The sequence below is a fragment of the Holospora obtusa F1 genome (assembly GCF_000469665.2).
GTDB lineage: Bacteria > Pseudomonadota > Alphaproteobacteria > Holosporales > Holosporaceae > Holospora > Holospora obtusa.
The window spans coordinates 22357-40707 of record NZ_AWTR02000074.1 but is presented as its reverse complement, the minus strand read 5'-3'; the positions used below and the strand labels follow the sequence as shown (position 1 = coordinate 40707).

The following is an 18351-nucleotide window of genomic DNA, read 5'->3' as shown; positions in this document are numbered from 1 at the left end:
AATTTTTTTGTAAAAAGTTTAAAAAGGAGAATTGACGATGAGCACTACCGATATTTCGATTTTTAAAACTAATGTAGATTGGCTGCACGATACACTGTTAAAAGCTTTTCCTGGGGCGTATGTTAAGGTAGAGGATTTCAAAGGAGATGATCAGCACCTTCATGCACATATCGTAACAGAGTTATTTCAAAATATTGCGCTGTTGGATAGGCATAAACAGGTTTATAAAATTTTAGAAGGGCACATAGGTCATCGCATTCATGCGTTATCTTTGAATACCCAAACCCAGAAAGAAGCTTCTTTATGATAACACTTCAAGATGTCTGTTGTGCACTTGGAGTGAATTTAGGAATAATTCAAGAAAATTTTTCTGATGTATCTTTGCACTCAGAGCGTTCAGGGCCTGATGTTTTGTTTTGGGCTTCTCCTAGTGCTCAATATACGGTAGAAGATCTTGCTTATATGGCGTGGGAAAAGGGGGTGCGGGTAATATTGGCCTGGGGTAGTAACTATCGGTGCTTTCAAAATCCAAATTGCCTCAATCAGGTGTGTATTTTTCAAAATTTTCCTAAAAATACCGTGGAAATTTTGGCTAACGTATTTTATCCAGGACGCCCTTCTTCAAAATGTGCTGTGACAGGAACGAATGGAAAAACTTCGACTGTTTCGTTTTTATCTCAATTGTGGAAGACATCTAAAATACCTTACGTTTCTATGGGGACGTTAGGAATACAAGGAAATTTAAACTTTGATTTTTCTTCTTCTTATATCAATACAGCTGACTATTTAACGCTATCTTGCGTGCTACACACAAGTGCGAAAAAAAAAATTCAACATTTTGCTTACGAGGCCAGTAGTCACGGATTACAACAGCTTCGGATTCCTGCTGATGCCGTAGATATTGGAATATGGACAAGTTTCTCTCAAGACCATTTAGATTACCATAAAACTATGGAAGCGTACTGGAGTGCTAAATTTTCTCTTGGAAGCTTATGTAAGAAAGCCTGGCTTGTTAATGACACTGTGTATCGGAAATTTATGCTTATGGATTCTTCGAGTGTCTCGTATGGGCAAAATACACCTTCAGACATAACGTTTTCTGATTTATCTAGCAGTAGAGCAGGGGGCTTACGATCTCTTGAAAAAGAATTTCAACAATCGTTTTTATCGCAGATGCAGTGTGACGTATTATGTTATGGGTTAGGAAAAAATACATCTTTGTGGGCAGAATGCTTTATTTATAAACAGTCTTGTAAAGGAGCAGAGGTGTTAATCCGCATTGATAGCTACGTATGGCGCGGAATTATACCTTTAGTGGGATCTTTTCAGTGTGAAAATCTTGTTGCCGCACTGGGGGCATTTTATTTATTAGGAGGAAATTTAGATGATGCTTTTCATATAATTGCTTCTGGCTCTATCCAAACGCCCTCCGGTAGATTAGAGAAAGTGTGTGATGGACCGTTGGGTGGGGGAGGGATTTATATAGATTACGCTCATACACCTGATGCACTTTATCAAGTTTTAAGAACATTAAAAGCTTTGAAGCCAGAACGTTTAGGAGTTGTTTTTGGATGTGGTGGAGAGCGCGATAAAGAAAAACGTGAAAAAATGGGAAAAATTGCACAAGAAAATGCGCATTGGGTAATTATTACGGACGACAATCCTCGATATGAAGACCCTGAAAAAATTTTGAATGATATTCAAAGGGGGTGCCCTAACGCGCAGCGTATCAGATGTCGGCGTACAGCAATAGAAGCAGCTATCTCTTACATGAAGCAAGGAGATATACTACTGATAGCAGGAAAGGGGCATGAAGCTTTTCAGTGGGTAAGAGATGAAAAAAGAGTATTTCAAGATAATCAAGTGGTTCATGAACGTATGAAAAAATTGAACAAAGATTCTATTATTCAGTGACCTACGGTGCAGTATCAATTTTAGAGAAAGTTAAAAGCTGTTTAAATTCTGTAGAGGTTTTCGAATCAAAAAGAATTTCGGCTCTTACGATACGCTAAGAGTAGTAAAAATTCAAGGACATAACAGCGTCTTTTTTTGGATAAATTGGCGCTTTATTTGAAGTTGCTTTTCAAAAAGTATAACTTTTTTTTGGGGGGGCTACAGAAGGCTTTGTCGAAGTCTTTTGTATATGAAGTTTTATGCGTGTGTTATAGTAAATTAAGTGAAACTTTACGAAGATAAATATGATTTCTAGAAAAAAATACTACAATAATTTAGCTTGAAAGCGGAACAAGGAGATACTATTTTAAGAAAAAATGACAAAGAAACAGTACAGCTTAGATCTAAGGGAGAAAGTAATAGAATATATTACTTGTTAACAATCAAAACACGACATTCAAGATATTTAAAGTGAGTAAAAGTAGCGTAAGCAGGTGGTGGATCATGTACCAAGAAGCAGGCGACTTTTAGGCAGAAAGGGCGAAATAGACCCAGAAAAGCTAAAGGTTTATGTTGAAGGCCAATGAAGATAAAAAATGAGCAGAAGATAGCAAAACTATTTAATGCTAATATTTCTGTGTATCGACGATTAAAGAAGCTAGGCTTTAGCTATAAAAAAACTAGCACCTACTTGCAAGCAAGCTAAGAAAAACGAGAGCGATATAAAGAAACTATAAAAGGTATACCGTCAGAAAGTCTTGCATACATTGATGAAAGCTGTATTGAGACGACCATTTGTTCAGAACGCAGGATGGGAAAGAAAGGAAAAAAGCTTTCTGCCAAAAAGAGCGGTAAATATTGTAGCTGAGGGTATGTTAATCATAAATCAATAAGACCTAGGGTATTTAATGATTCTTGTCATACAAAATTATTTGAAGCTTGGGTAAAAGAGATGTTGATTAAAGAATTAGAACCTGGGAAAATTGTAATAATGGATAATGCTGCATTTCATAGATCATAAAGAACAAAAAAGTTGATCGAATCTGTAGGTTGTCAACTAATTTTTTTACCGCCATACTCACCCGATTTGAATCCAATAGAAAAATTTTCGGCTAATATGAAAAAATGGGTTACTAACCAAATTAACCAGTTTGATAAACTTTACGAAGCTATTGCCGCATTCTTTCAAATCCCATTTTCGCTCTAAATTACTATATATTTGTGTGCATTACCGATTCTAAAGCATCATTTATAAAGTTATTGCGAAAAATACTTGGAAAGATTGAAGAATTAATTAGAGTCGTATAATCTAAGTTGTATTGAATATAATTTTTTGTTATACCGAAAAAAAACGCTCAAAAAGCAAACTTTTTGTTGGCGATTTCTGACTTTTTTTTAAAAAATTCCTAATTCAACCTAAATTACTATATAATTTAAACTTCATTCGCATCGCAAAAATTTTGAACAAGAACTGGAGCTTTGCGTAAAAAAAAATTTTGAAAAAGACATGAAGCGTAACGTAGTTGGCTTATCAAAAAATCTTATGATCTTCAGTAATACACAATTTTTTTTATTGCAGGACGCGCATAAATCATTCAAATTAAAAAAGAAATTTTATACGCTCCACACACTTAAGTTTAAATTGCACTATTTTTTCTTTTAAAATCCTAATCTTCTATTTTTAAAAATTGCATTTTCAACATAAGTCAAACGGGGAAACATCGTTTTTTTACCTCAAAAACAGGGAACAGTTGTTAAAAAGGTTAAAGAATTTGTATAATTCTTTAATGCTCCCTCTAAAAGAGAGCGCACTAGCTCAACTCCTGAAATTCCGCTAAGCTCTAAAAGCTTTGGATAAAAGCTAATCGCTGTTAATCCTGGCAAAGTATTCGCCTCATTAATCCACAAAGTATCGTCTTGAGATAGAAAAAAATCCACTCGAACCATTTCCTCACATTTCAGTATGCGAGCTACCTGCTCTGCCATAACACGAACGCGATTGGCTTGCTGATCTGTAATTCGGGCTGGAGTATAAAAATTTGCCCCATTGGGATCTAAATATTTTGCTTCGTACGAATAAAACCCATGCGTTGGCTCTATTTCCCCTAAAATTTCAGCAGCTTTTCCGTTTAAAACCGAACATTCTATTTCTTTTCCAAAAATTTTTTTTTCAATAAGAACTTCTCTATCATAACAAAACGCCTCTTCTATTGCCTTAACATACTCAGAATGACAACAAACATCAGAAACTCCCACGGAAGAACCAGCCCCTGCAGGCTTAATGAATAAATTTTCACTTTTTAACAATTCTACAACGCGTTCATAAGAAGGAACCTCAGAAAAACTTTGGCTAAATACAAAAGGAACTACCGGCAAATTATTTGCCATCAAAACCTGTTTTGTTACGCGCTTGTGCATACACAAAGCAGACCCCATAACTCCCGCGCCAACACAAGGAATACCAAAAAATTTAGAAACCCCTTGAAGACACCCATCTTCTCCAGTTGCGCCATGAATCATAGGAAATATAATATCAATTTCTATAGGAGCACAATTTTCTACACAAAACTCTACCCTCCCTTGACATCTCCTAAGATAAGCAGACGGAGCTCCTATAGCAGAACTTATACAACTATTGCGCTTGATATCTTCTGCTGATAGCGCATACCCATTATTATCTCTATCAATTCCCCAGATATACGACTTAGTCTCTGACGGCATATGATCCAATACATAACTAGACGACCTTAACGTTACTTCATGTTCTGGAGAACATCCTCCACACACAATTAAAACGGATTTAATTTTTTTCATACGAACACATCCTTTTTATCTTATTCACAAGATATCAGCAGAAAAATTCATTACCTTTATTTTATATCTACAACTTCCAAAATAAGATCTCGCCGTACGTTTACAACAACCCCCGAAGAAATCAATACACGAATTGTAGAGATACTAACTGGAGCTTCTTCTACGATTCCTTCTATACCTCCTCCTAAAACAACCTTATCCCCTCGCTTTAAAGATGAAAGAACTTCTCGATGTTTTTTCATTTTTTGCTGCTGAGGACGAAGAACTATAAAATATAGAATAACGAAACATGCAATAAAAGGAGTAATTTGAGTAAGTTGAGAAAAATCCATAAAACAAATGTCCAAAATTTAGTGCCACTGAAAGTATACCAATAGTTTACGTGGTATTCAACCCTTTTAAACATTGATAATATATTGACTAGGGCTAACTCTCAATTAAGTTGACTTTTTTAGATATTTTTTGAGAATTTAATAAAAATTCAAAGGAAATGTATGTCAAAATGAGACGTTATGCGTTGCGGGATGATCAGTGAGATCGGATAAAGGAGAGTTTACCTGGAAAATCAGGAAGTGTGGCTGCCAAGAACAATCGCCTGTTTGTTGAGGCTATTTTATACCATTACCGTGGAGAAAATTCCTTGGCGTGATTTTTCCAGAGTAGATTTAGTGATTTTAAAGCCACCCATACCCGCTTTATCCGTTGAAGCAAAAGGACGTGTATGAAAAAAGGTCTTTGAAGCCCTGTCTCAAAACGCTGATCATGAGTAAGAGATGATCAATTCAAAACTGTTCGGTCTCATCAACATAGCTCAGGCTCTAAAAAAAAGAGCATAATCAAGCTATTGGACGCTCCTTTTGGGTGTTTGAGCACCAAAATTCATGCATCGTGTGATGCCCATGGAATATTCGGTCGCTTTTTATCTTACATAAGGTCAGGACTATGATTTGGAAGGTTGCCGATCACTTTGTGAAGGCTAGATGCGGTGCTTTTCGATAAGCGTACGATGCTGATGAAAGAGTACGCAAAAACTTAAAGAAAAGGGGCGTAAGGCTGTGATTTCACCTAAAAAGAACCGTTTGGAGCCCTCAAATTATGATAAATATCTTTATAAAGCTCGTTATTTGATCGAGAATTTTAATTTTGCTAAACTTAAGGCAGTACCGCGTCGTTGCCACACGCTATATTAAAAACAGTTAAATTGTGATAAAGAAAAGAGGCGCCAGTTTACTGATATAAGCCCTGGAAGAACTCAATTTACTTCCTAATCCATAGCTTCATATGTGCCCAAAATTTCTCGATTGAATTTAAAACAGGTGAATAAGGTGGTACTCCTTACAACCGAGAGATTCAAGTAATTCCCTGGTTTTTTGAGATTTATGAAATGAAGCATTATCCATTATTACAATTTGCCCAGATTCTAATTCCGTAATCAATAACTGCGGTACCCAAACTTCGAATAATTGTCTGTTACAAAAACCGTTAAAAACCATTGGAGCAATCGCTTTATTATTTAATAAATTCGCTACAATATGAGTTCTTTCGTAATATTTACCGCTCTTTTTACCAAAAAGTTTTTCACTTTTTTTGCCTCATTCTCTATTTTTGCAAATGTTTAGCTCTATCCCGCTTTCATCAATGCATAAAAGATTTTAAGCTGATATATTTTATCGCTTCTTGATATGTATTTCGTTTTTCTTTACTTTGTTTTCACATAGGTGAAGGTTTTTTTATAACTACGCGCCTTAACCAATAATGTGCTCCACTGGCACTTATGCTAAATTCACGAGCAATATCTTCTGATCTAGCCTTTGGATGATCGGTTTCATATTGAATAAAAGACTCTTTTTCTATAGTTGGCTTTGCACCCAAACGTATCTTTTGGCGGAAATGCTCTTGGCTTTTATAACGTAAATACCATCTGTTGATTATCATTTTATTTATTTCAAAAACTCTGGAAGCTTCTTTTTGACTGTTACCTGCTTTGATAAAATTTATGACCTTTTCTCTTAAATCTATACGACATGGACGCGTTGACATTATTTTACTTTTTTAGATAAAATGTATCATATTTCGCATTATAATTCAACTGTTTTAACTATAACACACAACTATTCGAAGCTTGGGTAGCGCATTTTGATCAAAAAATTAAAACCCGGAGAAATTGTAATAATGGATGATGCTTCATTTCATAAATCTCAAAGAACCAGAGAATTACTTGAATCTGTCGGTTGTAAGGGGTACCACCTTATTCACCTGTTTTAAATCCAATCGAGAAATTTTGGGCACATATGAAGCTATGGATTAGGCAAAAAATTAAGTTCTTTCAGGGATTATATCAATCAATTAGTGCTTTTTTTATTTTATTACAATTCAATTTCTTTTAATATAGTATTTTTTTATATTTAACTCCTAAACATTTTTACGCTTCATGAAGCAAAAATTTTCCCACACCTAATCTTTGTGCTCTTTCATGAACATAAAAAAAAAATCTGGATACTCCCAATATCGTGTATCAACTTTTTTTGTTACGCTTTTTTTATTGCTTGTTCCTGTTTTTTTTGGGTTCTACCCTTTTCTTCTAACTGATACTCGGGGTAGAAATTTTAAATCTCTTTGCCAATCTTTCAAAAAATTTTTCCTTCTCTCGTAGCTTTAGTACTTTTTTACGAAAATGTATAGAAATATTTCGTTTTATTGACTCATTTTTCTTTGACAATTAAACTCAGAAATAATTATGCCATTTTTATACCGTATTAGCTATAATAAAAAGAGATCAGAATAAAAATCAGGAATTTAAAAGTGAAATAGAGGTAAATGAACGTGAACTTGGAATGATTAAACGATTTAAAATGAATATTTGACATCTATAGCATTTTAGATTTAGTCTCAATTTTCGTTATCTGCAACATGGACTTAACGTGACAACAAATTTCAAAAAGGTCTGTTGCATAGTAAATTAAGTTGAGATTCACGAAGATAGGTATGATTTTTAGAAAAAAATTCTAAAGTCATATAGTCGAAAATATTTGCTTTTTATTAACTAAATTTCGTGCTTTACTTGTTTTTAAACCTCAACTTAATTTACTATATCTGTAAATTCTCATACGTTCTACATAAAATTTTCTAAAATTAATATCTGTAGCAGTAGATATAATGAAATATTGATTCTGTTTAAGATCAATGACTGCTCAATGATAAAATCTTTAAAAAAAATAAAATTTTATCTGAAAAATCTTACTCTCAAAATATATTTTTTTCAAAAAATTGATAGGTATTGGAAAAAATAGTATGAATATTCATTTTTAAAATATCTTAAAAATTTTTGTATAAAATTTTAATTTTATGACAATTTTTTTAAATTTGAAACAATTTTTAAATACAAAAACAATTTTTTATTTGATGAACTTGAAGTGTAGCATTAAGGGTTTGCGCTGAGCTATTGAAATCTGTTATAATTTTTTCATTCTTTTACAGGGGTTTACAGTGACTAAAACATCTTCTTATGAGCATCCAGACAAGCGTCCTCATAAGCATAAGAGTATTCAAATATATGAGCATGATATTCCAGAGCATGTTTTGCAATCGGGAATTAGGCTAAATAGGGGAGTGGCTCTGGATACTGAAGCAACAGGGTTAAAACCTACCGATCGGTTGTGTTTAGTTCAACTTAATTTCGGAGACGGTGCTGCGCATTTAATACGAATTCATCGTGTTGCGCAACCTGCTCCTAATTTATGTGATCTTTTGGGGCGAAAGGATGTAGAAAAATTAATGCATTATGCGAGATTTGATATGGGGATCTTGTATCGAACCTGGAATGTTTTGCCGGTGGGAGTGTATTGTACTAAAGTTGCTTCAAGGTTTGCAAGAACGTATACTGAACGGCATGGATTAAAAGCATTGTGTCGAGAGCTTTTAGGAATCGAAATTTCGAAAAATGAACAAAGCTCTTATTGGGGAACATCACAATTAACAGAAGCACAAAAACATTATGCTGCTTGTGATGTGATGTATTTGCATGAATTACGTGTGCTTTTGGATGAGATCTTAGAACAAGAGGGGAGGCAGCACTTAGCTCAGGCTGTGTGTCAATTTTTGCCTTATCGTGTTATGCTGGATATTGCGGGGTTTACAGAGGATGTTTTTTCACACATGATCCCAAGATCTTCTGATTAATATTTTAGTGTGATTGGCTATATTTTTCCTTTTCGCTGCCCTTTGTGTGGTATTAATATAGAAAGCTTAGGGCTATGTCAAAAATGCTGGATGGGAACTGAATTTATTTCTGCTCCGATTTGCGAAATATGCGGTGATCCTCTTGAGTATCGGATAAAAAATAATATGTGCGATGTGTGTTATGCGTCTCCGGAGCCGTTGCTTCGGCATCGTTCAGTGTGGAGATACGGATCGTTTGTTAAACAAATGATTTTTAAATTTAAACATAGTCATCAAATTTGGTTAACGGAGTTTTTTGGGTATCAAATGCTTCGATTATTATTGACACACTATCCACAAACGACCCTGTTTATCCCAGTTCCTTTACATAGAAAACGCTTAATAAAGAGAGGATTTAATCAAGCGTTATTACTCGCGCGCTGGTTAAGTCAGCGCACGGGCATCCCTTGCGATTATACTTCTCTTATTCGTGTTAAGGACACAGATTCCCAAGGAATAAAAAACGCATCAGAGCGCAAATTAAATGTATCTCAAGCTTTTGAATATACACCTAAATTCTTTCATTTTTCTGCAAACATTTTGCTGATAGATGACGTGTATACGACGGGAGCAACTTTAAAATCTTGCACCACCGCTTTAAATAATAAAAAAGTAGAAAAAGTTTCCGGAATCACATTAAGCAAAGCTGTAATCGAAGAGAATATCCAAAAAAATCAAAAAGAATTATCTGAAGAATCTTATCTTTAATCCTGTACACTCTTCGCATGCTCAAAACAAATACATTTTCTTAGAGTTCTCTGGCAATACTCTTTTTTTCATAGCATTCAATGCGATCTCCTACTTCAAAAGCATCAAATCCTTCCAAAATCATACCGCATTCGTACCCAAATTTTACTTCCTTCATATCATTTTTTACGTGGCGAAGACTTTTTATTTCTCCTTCAAATAACAAAGTTTTGTCCCGAAAAATTTTTACGTATTCTCCGCGACGCAGAGCTCCCTCTTTCACCAAACACCCTGCAATAGAAGAGGATTTTTTGACATGGAAAACTTTGATTATTTCTGCTTTTCCAAGAAAGTGTTCTTGTATTTCTGGAGCTAATAATTTTTCTAACAGTGTCTTCACTTCTTCTATTGCGCGATAAACAATTTGATGATTGAGTAAAATAACCTTTTCTTGATCTATGAGTTTTCGTGCATCAGGTAAAACATATGTATTAAACATCAAGATGATCGCGTTAGAAGTTTTAGCTAACATTACATCGCTTTCGCTAACGGGGCCTACTTCAGAAGAAATAACTTGCAGAGCCACCTCTCCATGATGAATTTTTTCAAGCTCATAGGCCAAACCTTCTAAGCTTCCTTGAACGTCTGCATTAATGACTAAAAAAAGCGTTTTTACGTTTTGAGACTTAAAATATTGAGCAAGATCGCTAGAGTTTTCTGGAAGATTGGATGTAACTTCCGAGCTGTCATCACTTAATGCTTGAGATTTTTTCCACTCTACGAATTCTCGTGCTTGGGATTCCTGATCTAAGGACATAAAACGGTCTCCGGAAAGAGGAGATCGAGAAAAACCTAAAACCTCCACAGGCTGACCAGGTGTTGCTTTCTGAACTACATGTCCTTCTGCGTCAAACATCATGCGAACTTTCCCTGACAACAAGCCCGCAACAAAGATGTCTCCTTTTCGCAAAGTCCCGTTTTGAATCAGTACAGTGGCTACGTGTCCGTGTCCTTTTCTCATATGAGACTCAATAATCGTTCCTCTTGCTTTTGTGTCAGGTGAGCAGGTTAACTCCATCATTTCTGCTTGAAGTAATATCGTCTCTATAAGAGCATCTAAGTTTTTTTTTGTCAGTGCTGAAACTTCAACATCCAAAACTTCTCCCCCCATTTTTTCCACCACCACGCCGTGGTTCAATAATTCTGAACGTACAACATCGGGCTTTGCGGTGGTTTTATCAATTTTGTTGATAGCAACAATAATGGGAACGTTAGAAGTTTTTGCATGACGAATCGCTTCAATAGTCTGAGCCTTAACACCATCATCTGCTGCCACGACCAAAACAATTATGTCCGTTACAGCTGATCCTCGTTCTCGCATTCGAATAAATGCTTCGTGTCCTGGGGTGTCTATAAATGTCACCTGTTTTCCTGATTTAAGACGGGTCTGATATGCTCCAATATGTTGAGTAATTCCTCCTTTTTCTCCGCTTGCCACCGAAGTTTCTCGCAAAGCATCCAAAAGAGACGTTTTTCCGTGATCGACATGTCCCATAATGGTTACCACAGGAGGTCGATCTTCGTAAGTTTTACTCTTTACACCCCACCAACGTGCCTCTAAATCCTCCAACCCTACTCTTTGACTTTTATGTCCCATTTCTGTGATAATGAGCTCTGAAGTTTCTACGTCTAATATCGAATATGCTGTCACAGATTTTCCAAGACTTTCAAGAAGCTGAACAACTTTTTGCGATTTAACTGCTATTTTTTCTGAAAGATCCTGAACCGAAATGGGTCCTGTCAATTCAACGGATCTTGAAATAACTAAAATATTTTTCTTTTCTTTTTTTAGCTTACCTGATTTCCCTTTTCGAAGCATCGATTTTTTAAACGAGACATCATCTTCTAAAGTATTGACAAGATCATCTTCCAAAATCACTGGAGATCCTAAGATCTTTTCGTACTTTTGTTTAGCGCGCTTAGGAACTGTTCGAGCACTCTCTTCTGTTCCGGGCTTTGTACGTTTTGGTTTATTGGCATCGTCTCGATCAGACACACGTTCGTTGCTAAACTTACGCTTTTTTTCTTCTACTGGGACTTTTTTTGAATTTTCTTCCAAAGAAACCTCTTTGACGAGAGGAACACCCTGATCTTCTTTTACAACATTTTTTGTTTCTTTCTTTACTGAAAGCGTATCTACGATTTCTTGAGAAGCTTCTTTTTTTGCTTGCTCTTCTTGAAGAGCTTCCAGAGCTTTTCTTTCCTGATCAGCTTTTTCTCGCGCAATCTTTAACAATTCTGCTTCTTCTTTTTCTTGCAATGCTTGCTGAACCGCTCTTATACGACGAAGTTGCTCTTCGTCTGTAAATTTTTCAAACCCTCCTCCTGATCGTCGATCTGAAGACCCACGAGAACCACGACGAACTTCTACAGCTACACGCTTTGTTTTTCCCTGAACAAAAGTTTGCTTTACGCTCTCTTTTTCTGTAGGACGAGATGGAGTTTGCTCTACACTTAACCCTAATGGTTTACGCTTTTTGTCTTTACGCTCTTCGGTCATAGCCCCTCATACAATAAAAAAACACACTTTAATTACAAAACTACACAAAATCAGATAATTTTAGCCTAATTATATTTGTTTTACCTAAAAATCAAAATAATTTTTACAATACCTAAATTATACAAAAAGTAAGTAAGTTTACCATGACATTCTGCAAGTCTCAAGAGGAGATGTTCACAAAATTGAATTTATTTTGATGATTTAATCTCTGTTTTTGAATGCAAAACGCCAAATATCTTATAAAAAAAAATAATACACGGAAAATATAAAAATGTAACATAAATTATTTTTTCTATTTTTTTTAAATCTAAAAACATCTTTTAAAATTTTGAAGAATTGAAGAACGTTAAAAAAAACATTAAGTGTTTTACTTTTTTATATACGATTTTAAAGCTATAAACAACTCAGACAGAGCGTGTGGAAGCATGTCTTGGTTTCCTGACATGTTCATAATCTGTATTTGATTTTGAATCCATTGATGATTTTTTTCAAACTCTTTAAACTTTGTGTGTGTGTTTATGTTTTTCGGGGCTTGATTAGATGGATAGTACTTGTTGATCATCAAAAAATTAATAAACTTTTCTTTTTCTTCTTCAGAAAGAGAAAGAAATTCATCGATGACTTCTTTTTTTTCTTTTTTAAAATTTTCTGAGTCGAATTGAAGTTTTAAATTTTCAACTGTAGAACTTTGAATTAAAGACAGGAGTAATTTATGTACAGGAATTTCTAAAAATTTTTCAAAAGATACTGCATTTTTCTTAACTTTTTTTACAATCTTTGGCTCTTCTCCTTCTAAGTCCGAATGTGTTTGGGTTATAACAGGTTCTGGGTGTTTTGAGTACAATTTGTTTTGAGAAGCAACTTGATCTGAAATAATCCACTCTGATTCCGCTTGAAAAATGGCGGGTTCTGAGTCTTCTACATCGGATTGTGCTTGGGTGATGAGGGGTCTTGGACTTTTTTTATCTTGGGGAAACTGCTTTTCATTACCTGCAAAAACGTTATTCAAGAATGTTAAAATTATTAAAAAAAGTTTATAAAAATTTTTATTTATCATGTTCTACGATATTTTTATACGGAATTGAGACTCTATTATGGCGAAAAAAAAAATAAAAAAACTTTAACAAATTCGATTTAAAAAAAATATATTTTGCGCTCTGTCGACTTAAGGTTATTACAGTAAGCACCTTTTACTTTTATGAAACGCAATTCTATGTTATGTTCCTGTGCGCTAATAAAGCTCGATATCATTTAAATATTTTTCTAGAGGATTTAAAAAATATTTATCATGAATAATGGTTGATTTTAATGCTTGTTTTACAGTAAATTGCATAGTCTATTTAATTTTACTGATTCATTTTATTTAAAAAAACATTTAATATCCTCTAGTACGATATTTTTGACACAATCAAATATTAGCTAAGTGAAAATTTTTATTTTTTATTTTTTGAAGTTAGGGGAGGGAAATATTTGGGGGTATGGAGGCGCTATTTGGTTTATAAGCTTCCATGCTTTTTACTCAAATTTTTTCTAAAATTTCCACTTGCCTAGCAGGTCTAGCGAGCGTCTTTACCCGTTTATGTCATGTAAAAATGCGCTAACAACGATTGACCTTTTCGATGTATACTTCAACACTTTTCTAGAAGATCTGGGAATATTTATTACGAGCAACGGGTAATGTTAATTTTTATTTACAACAAATTAAATCTTCTATTTAAAATTTACTGATTCAGTTGATTTAAAAAAAATATTTACCCCCCTCCAACGCGATATTTTTAATAAAATATTAGCTAAATAAAAAATTTTTTCATTTTTTAGATAGAAATCGTTTAAGCGTTTTGTACGATATTTAAAAGCTCAGAAAAAATGTGGGGAATCATTTTTGGTTTTCCTCCTATATTCATAATATCTATGTGATCTAAAATATCATTCTGCTTTTTTTGGAAATAAGGATTGATATTTGAGTTTTTTTGTTTATCATTTTTTTCGTGATATTTATTTTCTGTTAAAAAGTCTATAAAAGCCTGTTTTTCTGCGTCAGAAAGGTCAAGAAATCCTTTTAATACATTTTCTGGATGATCGTTAAATGCGTTCTTTGCTATTTTTCTTTTCAATTCTTGCTCATCTTTACAATGCATTGAGAATTTTATAAAATTGTGCACAGGAATTTTTAAAAATTCTTCAAAGGATAAAGGCGTGGGGGCATGCTGAGTCTCTTGTTTCACTTTTTTTAATTTTTTTGGCTCTTCTGTGTCTGAGAGCACCTCAATTGTGTGATATTTTTCATTTGATTGAGTGGCTAGAGGTTTTTGTTCGAAAATAGATAGTTTTTGGTGATTTGCCTCTTCATTATCTAAATCAAGGAGCGGATTTCTAACAGGTGCGTTTAAAAAAAGGGATGATGTTGGACGATTTAACTTCTCACCACCTAAATCAGGTAACGGATTTCCAACAGGTCGGTTGTTGGTTGGGGGGGATTGTTGGAAAATAGATGGTTTTTGGTGATTTGATTTCCCAGCACCTGAATCAGCGAACTGATTTTCAACAGGCGCAGCAAAAGAGCTGTTTAAGCACATTAAGGAAAGAAAAAAAAAATTATAAAAAATTTTGTTCATAATTTTTGTAAAATATTTAGGCAATTTACATTGTATAGTATATAGAGAAAAAGTAAAAATAAATTAAATTTAGAATTCATATCTTCTTTTTACCTTTTCAAACCATTAAAATGTTCTAAAACTGCAAATCTATCTAAAATTTTAAATGTTCGTTATCTGAAATTGATCTTAAGAAAAAGTATAATATCTTCACAAAGATTTTTTCATCAAGATCGTATGTACAGCACTTTGTGTTAGTAAAGAGGATATACTTAAGGAAGCAAGTATTTTAGAATTTTTTGAATTAATGTGTCAGGAGAAAAACCAAAAATTTGAAATAATTCTTCTCCTTTTCCTGAAGCTCCAAAACTATCTATACCTAAATTCAGCCCCTTAGGTCCCGTCACTTGACACCATGCTAAAGTGGAGGCTGCTTCAATAGAAACTTGAAGGTCTGCGGGAAATGTTTTCCATGGAGCTTGGTAGTTATAAAGCCAACGCATTAACCAAGGAACCGAATAAACTTGAGTTAAAATTTTGTGGTGATGCATTAACTCACTTGCAACTTTCAAAGCTAAATGTACTTCAGATCCACTGGCCCAGAGGTTAATTTTTGGATTTTTAACATTGAGCAAAGGGTACGCGCCCGCCTGACAGCGCTGCGCAGGCGCATATTCTTTAGAAAACGTTGGGAGCGCTTGACGAGATAAGCATAACGCTACGGGCCCTTCAACTTCCATTGCAATTTTCCAACATTCCACAACCTCAACGCTATCTCCAGGGCGCAACACAGTTAAATTTGGGATAGCGCGCAAAGAAATCAAGTGTTCAATAGGTTGATGCGTCGGCCCATCTTCACCAAGGCCGATAGAATCATGAGTCAAGATGTAAATAACTTTAAGATTCATTAATGCTGATAATCTCAGTGCAGGGCGCATATAATCTGAAAATGCTAAAAATGTTCCTCCGCAGGGAATGAATCCTTTGTGCGCAGAAATTCCGTTCATAATTGCCGCCATGGCATGTTCTCTTACTCCATAATGTAAAAAGGGACGATAAGGCGTCCAGTATTTTGGGTCTGTGCACGTGGAGTCTTTAAGATCTGCTGATCCAGTTAGTAATCGAGTAAGGGGAAAAATTTTCGTCAACACTTCACCAGAAGCGCTTCGAGTAGAGATACATGGGCGAGTTTGGGTATAAGTACTTGCCTGGTTTTCTAACTGATTACATGTTGCTTGATTTAAAAAATGATTACTCAATGATTCATGAAATCGAGCTTGAATTTTAGGATCTTGAGAAATTAATCTTTTTTTCCAGTCTTCATGCAGTTGTGTAGAATGTTGTGTGAACACTTTCCATTGAGCGAATAAGGATTCCGGTACAAAAAAAGGCTCATCCCAAGGCCAAGAAAGCGCATGTCTAACTGCCTGAGTTTCTTTTATGCCTAATGGAGCTCCATGAGCTTGACAAGACCCCATTTTACTAGGGGCCCCATAACCAATGCGCGTTCGGCACCCAATTAAAGTAGGCTGAGGAGAGTTTTTAGCCTGTTCAATAGCGCAGCAAATGGCGCGAATGTCGTGGCCATCAATATATATCACATTCCAGCCAGAAGCCTTAAATCTTTGCGTAATATTGTCGCTTTCACTAAGCTCTGTTGATCCATCGATAGTGACTTTATTGTCATCCCAGAATGCGATTAAACGGTGCAATCGCCAGTGCCCAGCTAAACTGATGGCTTCTTGTGCAACCCCTTCCATCAAACATCCGTCGCCTAAGATAACGTAAGTATGATGATCAATAAGCGCTTGTGAAAATTCTTTTCGCAACAAAGATTCAGTCAAAGCCATACCTACAGCGTTGGCTATGCCTTGCCCTAATGGACCTGTCGTAACATCTGTTCCCAAAGGATGTCCTTTTTCTGGATGCCCTGGAGTTTTGCTTGCATAACATCGATATTGTTTTAGATCTTCTAACGACAAAATTCCCCACATATACAAAGTTGTGTACCATAACAAAGCTCCGTGTCCTGCAGAAAGCACAAACCGATCTCGATCTGGCCACTGAGCGTCGCAAGGATCCCACTTTAAGTATTTAGAGGTCAACACCGCCATGACATCTGCCATTCCCATTGCCATTCCTGGGTGCCCAGATCCAGCGTTTTCTACGCTATCCATAGCTAAGATTCTTAACGCATGCCCTGCTAAAGGAAAAAAATTTTCAGGTATTTCAACCATAATGCTTAATCCTAGAAATTTATTGTCTACCGTTTTGTAAGGATACAAACTATGTGAATAATATAATAGTCCTTATAAAAAAATAAAAAACAATTGTTTAACGTGTGAAAAATGTATACCGGAGTTAAATAAAAATGTTTACCTTAAGATCATTTTTGTTAAAAACGATATATTTTTTTCCTTGTTATAAGTTAAAAACAGATAACGAGAATTTTCGTGTCTTTATAGCAAATTAAGCTGAAGTTTTCGAATAAAGATAAAACACGACACGCAGTGATCGAAGATAGATTTTCTTAGATTTTTTGGGCTATATGATTTTGCAACTTGTTTTCTAAAAAATTTTATTTTTGTGAATTTCTAATTTAAATTACTGTGTATACTGCATAATATATTTTTTGAGAAACAGAAAAAAATTTTATTTTTTCGTCGTATTTTTTCGGTGTAATGAAAAACGCACCAAATATCAATCTAAATTACCATAATAAAAATATCATGTTGACTTTATCGTGTTTTTCTATAATCTAATTGAAAAGATTATTTTAATGTAACGTAAATGAGTTTATATGTTTTCTGATTCATTGACACGATGGATTTTATTAGATTTTGATAATTCTTTAATGGCTACAGAGCGTCTTACAGTTCCTCTTTTAATTGAGCGCTTTAATGCGCTTTACAAAGAATACATTACGGATCCTTTAACTGAATCGTGTTTTTATGCTAAGTTTCACGGAAAAACCAAGAAATCTCTTTGTGAACATTTGTCAGACTATTTCAAAATTCACGTAAAGTATGAAGATCTGTATCATGAAAGAGAGCACATGGTTATTAACGTGTTTCGTAAAAATTGTGTTGAAATGGCGAACAATGTTATTGAAACATTAACAATTGCTCGTCAGCGATATAAGCTAGCTTTGGTGACAAACAGCGCTTTATTTCGAGTATTTTCAGCAATGCGATGGGCTAAAAACAAGCGAGGCGAAGAGCTTGCAAAACTTTTTGGAACATCGTTTTTTGAATCAGGAAATACTCCAAAGCCTTTACCAGATGTATACTTTTTTGCTATGAATGAGTTGCGTACTTTGCCTATGCAGTGCCTTGCGGTTGAAGATAGTGTCACCGGAGCGAAAGCTTCCATTGGTGCTGGAATTACAACATTTGGATACACAGGTTTTTCTTCTGATTGTCAACGTAGTTCAGAACAGTTAAAAGCTGTTGGTGTAAAAGAATGTTTTGAAGATTGGGAACAATTTCTAAACTTAATTTAGGAAATAGGCTATCTGAAGGGCAAGGGAATATGAGTTTTAATGCTTAAGTGGAAAAATGGTATTGATTGACTAAGGCATAATTT

Annotated in this window: 12 protein-coding genes and 4 pseudogenes; 8 read left to right on the top strand and 8 right to left on the bottom strand. The window is 34.8% G+C overall.

Going from position 1 to position 18351, the window contains the following annotated elements; all coding sequences use genetic code 11:
• Positions 1-37 precede the first annotated feature (37 nt).
• The 3 genes from P618_RS04390 (at position 38) to P618_RS09445 (ending at position 3100) form a co-directional block, all read left to right on the top strand.
• On the top strand, positions 38-307 hold the full coding sequence (locus tag P618_RS04390) for a BolA family protein (RefSeq protein ID WP_021827048.1): 270 nt from the start codon (positions 38-40) through the stop codon (positions 305-307).
• Positions 304-1914, top strand: coding sequence for a Mur ligase family protein (locus tag P618_RS04385; protein ID WP_021827047.1), 1611 nt, complete (start codon positions 304-306; stop codon positions 1912-1914). The genes P618_RS04390 and P618_RS04385 overlap by 4 nt, the downstream gene beginning before the upstream one ends.
• A 1012-nt stretch (positions 1915-2926) precedes the next feature.
• Positions 2927-3100 (top strand): transposase, encoded by a 174-nt coding sequence (locus P618_RS09445; protein ID WP_021827045.1) that lies wholly within the window; start codon positions 2927-2929, stop codon positions 3098-3100.
• Positions 3101-3627: 527 nt separating this feature from the next.
• Here the strand turns inward: P618_RS09445 and P618_RS04375 are convergent.
• The gene (locus tag P618_RS04375; protein WP_021827044.1) at positions 3628-4707 is read right to left on the bottom strand and encodes a D-alanine--D-alanine ligase family protein; all 1080 of its coding nucleotides are present in this window, start codon (positions 4705-4707) and stop codon (positions 3628-3630) included.
• A 56-nt stretch (positions 4708-4763) separates the two neighbouring features.
• Complete coding sequence (gene yajC / locus P618_RS04370; RefSeq protein ID WP_021827043.1) at positions 4764-5039, bottom strand: preprotein translocase subunit YajC; 276 nt, start codon at positions 5037-5039, stop codon at positions 4764-4766.
• 209 nt (positions 5040-5248) lie between these two features.
• Between yajC and P618_RS09440 the strand changes: the two are divergent.
• A pseudogene (locus P618_RS09440) lies at positions 5249-5907 on the top strand (IS5 family transposase).
• A 107-nt stretch (positions 5908-6014) separates the two neighbouring features.
• Here P618_RS09440 and P618_RS09435 read toward each other — a convergent pair.
• Together P618_RS09435 and P618_RS04365 are read right to left on the bottom strand one after the other, a co-directional pair.
• Positions 6015-6248 (bottom strand): annotated as a pseudogene (locus P618_RS09435) (transposase); the annotation flags it as partial.
• 169 nt (positions 6249-6417) lie between these two features.
• Complete coding sequence (locus P618_RS04365; protein ID WP_021827042.1) at positions 6418-6747, bottom strand: IS630 transposase-related protein; 330 nt, start codon at positions 6745-6747, stop codon at positions 6418-6420.
• Positions 6748-6962: 215 nt separating this feature from the next.
• On the opposite strand from P618_RS04365, the pseudogene P618_RS09430 reads away from it, so the two are divergent.
• From P618_RS09430 to P618_RS04350, 3 genes and pseudogenes are all read left to right on the top strand, one after another.
• A pseudogene (locus tag P618_RS09430) lies at positions 6963-7094 on the top strand (hypothetical protein); the annotation flags it as partial.
• A 1099-nt stretch (positions 7095-8193) separates the two neighbouring features.
• The gene (locus P618_RS04355) at positions 8194-8886 is read left to right on the top strand and encodes a ribonuclease D (RefSeq protein WP_021827040.1); all 693 of its coding nucleotides are present in this window, start codon (positions 8194-8196) and stop codon (positions 8884-8886) included.
• A gap of 9 nt (positions 8887-8895) precedes the next feature.
• Positions 8896-9633, top strand: coding sequence for a ComF family protein (locus P618_RS04350; RefSeq protein ID WP_021827039.1), 738 nt, complete (start codon positions 8896-8898; stop codon positions 9631-9633).
• Between the two features lie 40 nt (positions 9634-9673).
• Here P618_RS04350 and infB read toward each other — a convergent pair.
• From infB to tkt, 4 genes and pseudogenes are all read right to left on the bottom strand, one after another.
• Positions 9674-11422: pseudogene (gene infB, locus P618_RS04345) on the bottom strand (translation initiation factor IF-2); the annotation flags it as partial.
• Positions 11423-12539: 1117 nt separating this feature from the next.
• A complete protein-coding gene (locus tag P618_RS04340) occupies positions 12540-13181 on the bottom strand; it encodes a hypothetical protein (RefSeq protein ID WP_156919006.1) in 642 nt (213 codons plus the stop codon).
• An 820-nt stretch (positions 13182-14001) separates the two neighbouring features.
• Positions 14002-14787, bottom strand: coding sequence for a hypothetical protein (locus tag P618_RS04335; RefSeq protein WP_021827034.1), 786 nt, complete (start codon positions 14785-14787; stop codon positions 14002-14004).
• A 251-nt stretch (positions 14788-15038) separates the two neighbouring features.
• On the bottom strand, positions 15039-17003 hold the full coding sequence (gene tkt / locus P618_RS04330) for a transketolase (RefSeq protein WP_021827033.1): 1965 nt from the start codon (positions 17001-17003) through the stop codon (positions 15039-15041).
• 563 nt (positions 17004-17566) lie between these two features.
• Here tkt and P618_RS06120 point away from each other — a divergent pair.
• Positions 17567-18268 (top strand): HAD family hydrolase, encoded by a 702-nt coding sequence (locus tag P618_RS06120; RefSeq protein ID WP_021827032.1) that lies wholly within the window; start codon positions 17567-17569, stop codon positions 18266-18268.
• The last annotated feature ends 83 nt before the right edge of the window (positions 18269-18351 follow it).

Coding starts and splice junctions, on each gene's coding strand:
- P618_RS04390 (WP_021827048.1), top strand. CDS start 38: ATGAGCACTACCGATATTTCGATTTTTAAAACTAATGTAGATTGGCTG.
- P618_RS04385 (WP_021827047.1), top strand. CDS start 304: ATGATAACACTTCAAGATGTCTGTTGTGCACTTGGAGTGAATTTAGGA.
- P618_RS04375 (WP_021827044.1), bottom strand. CDS start 4,707: ATGAAAAAAATTAAATCCGTTTTAATTGTGTGTGGAGGATGTTCTCCA.
- yajC (WP_021827043.1), bottom strand. CDS start 5,039: ATGGATTTTTCTCAACTTACTCAAATTACTCCTTTTATTGCATGTTTC.
- P618_RS04365 (WP_021827042.1), bottom strand. CDS start 6,747: ATGTCAACGCGTCCATGTCGTATAGATTTAAGAGAAAAGGTCATAAAT.
- P618_RS04335 (WP_021827034.1), bottom strand. CDS start 14,787: ATGAACAAAATTTTTTATAATTTTTTTTTTCTTTCCTTAATGTGCTTA.
- tkt (WP_021827033.1), bottom strand. CDS start 17,003: ATGGTTGAAATACCTGAAAATTTTTTTCCTTTAGCAGGGCATGCGTTA.
- P618_RS06120 (WP_021827032.1), top strand. CDS start 17,567: ATGTTTTCTGATTCATTGACACGATGGATTTTATTAGATTTTGATAAT.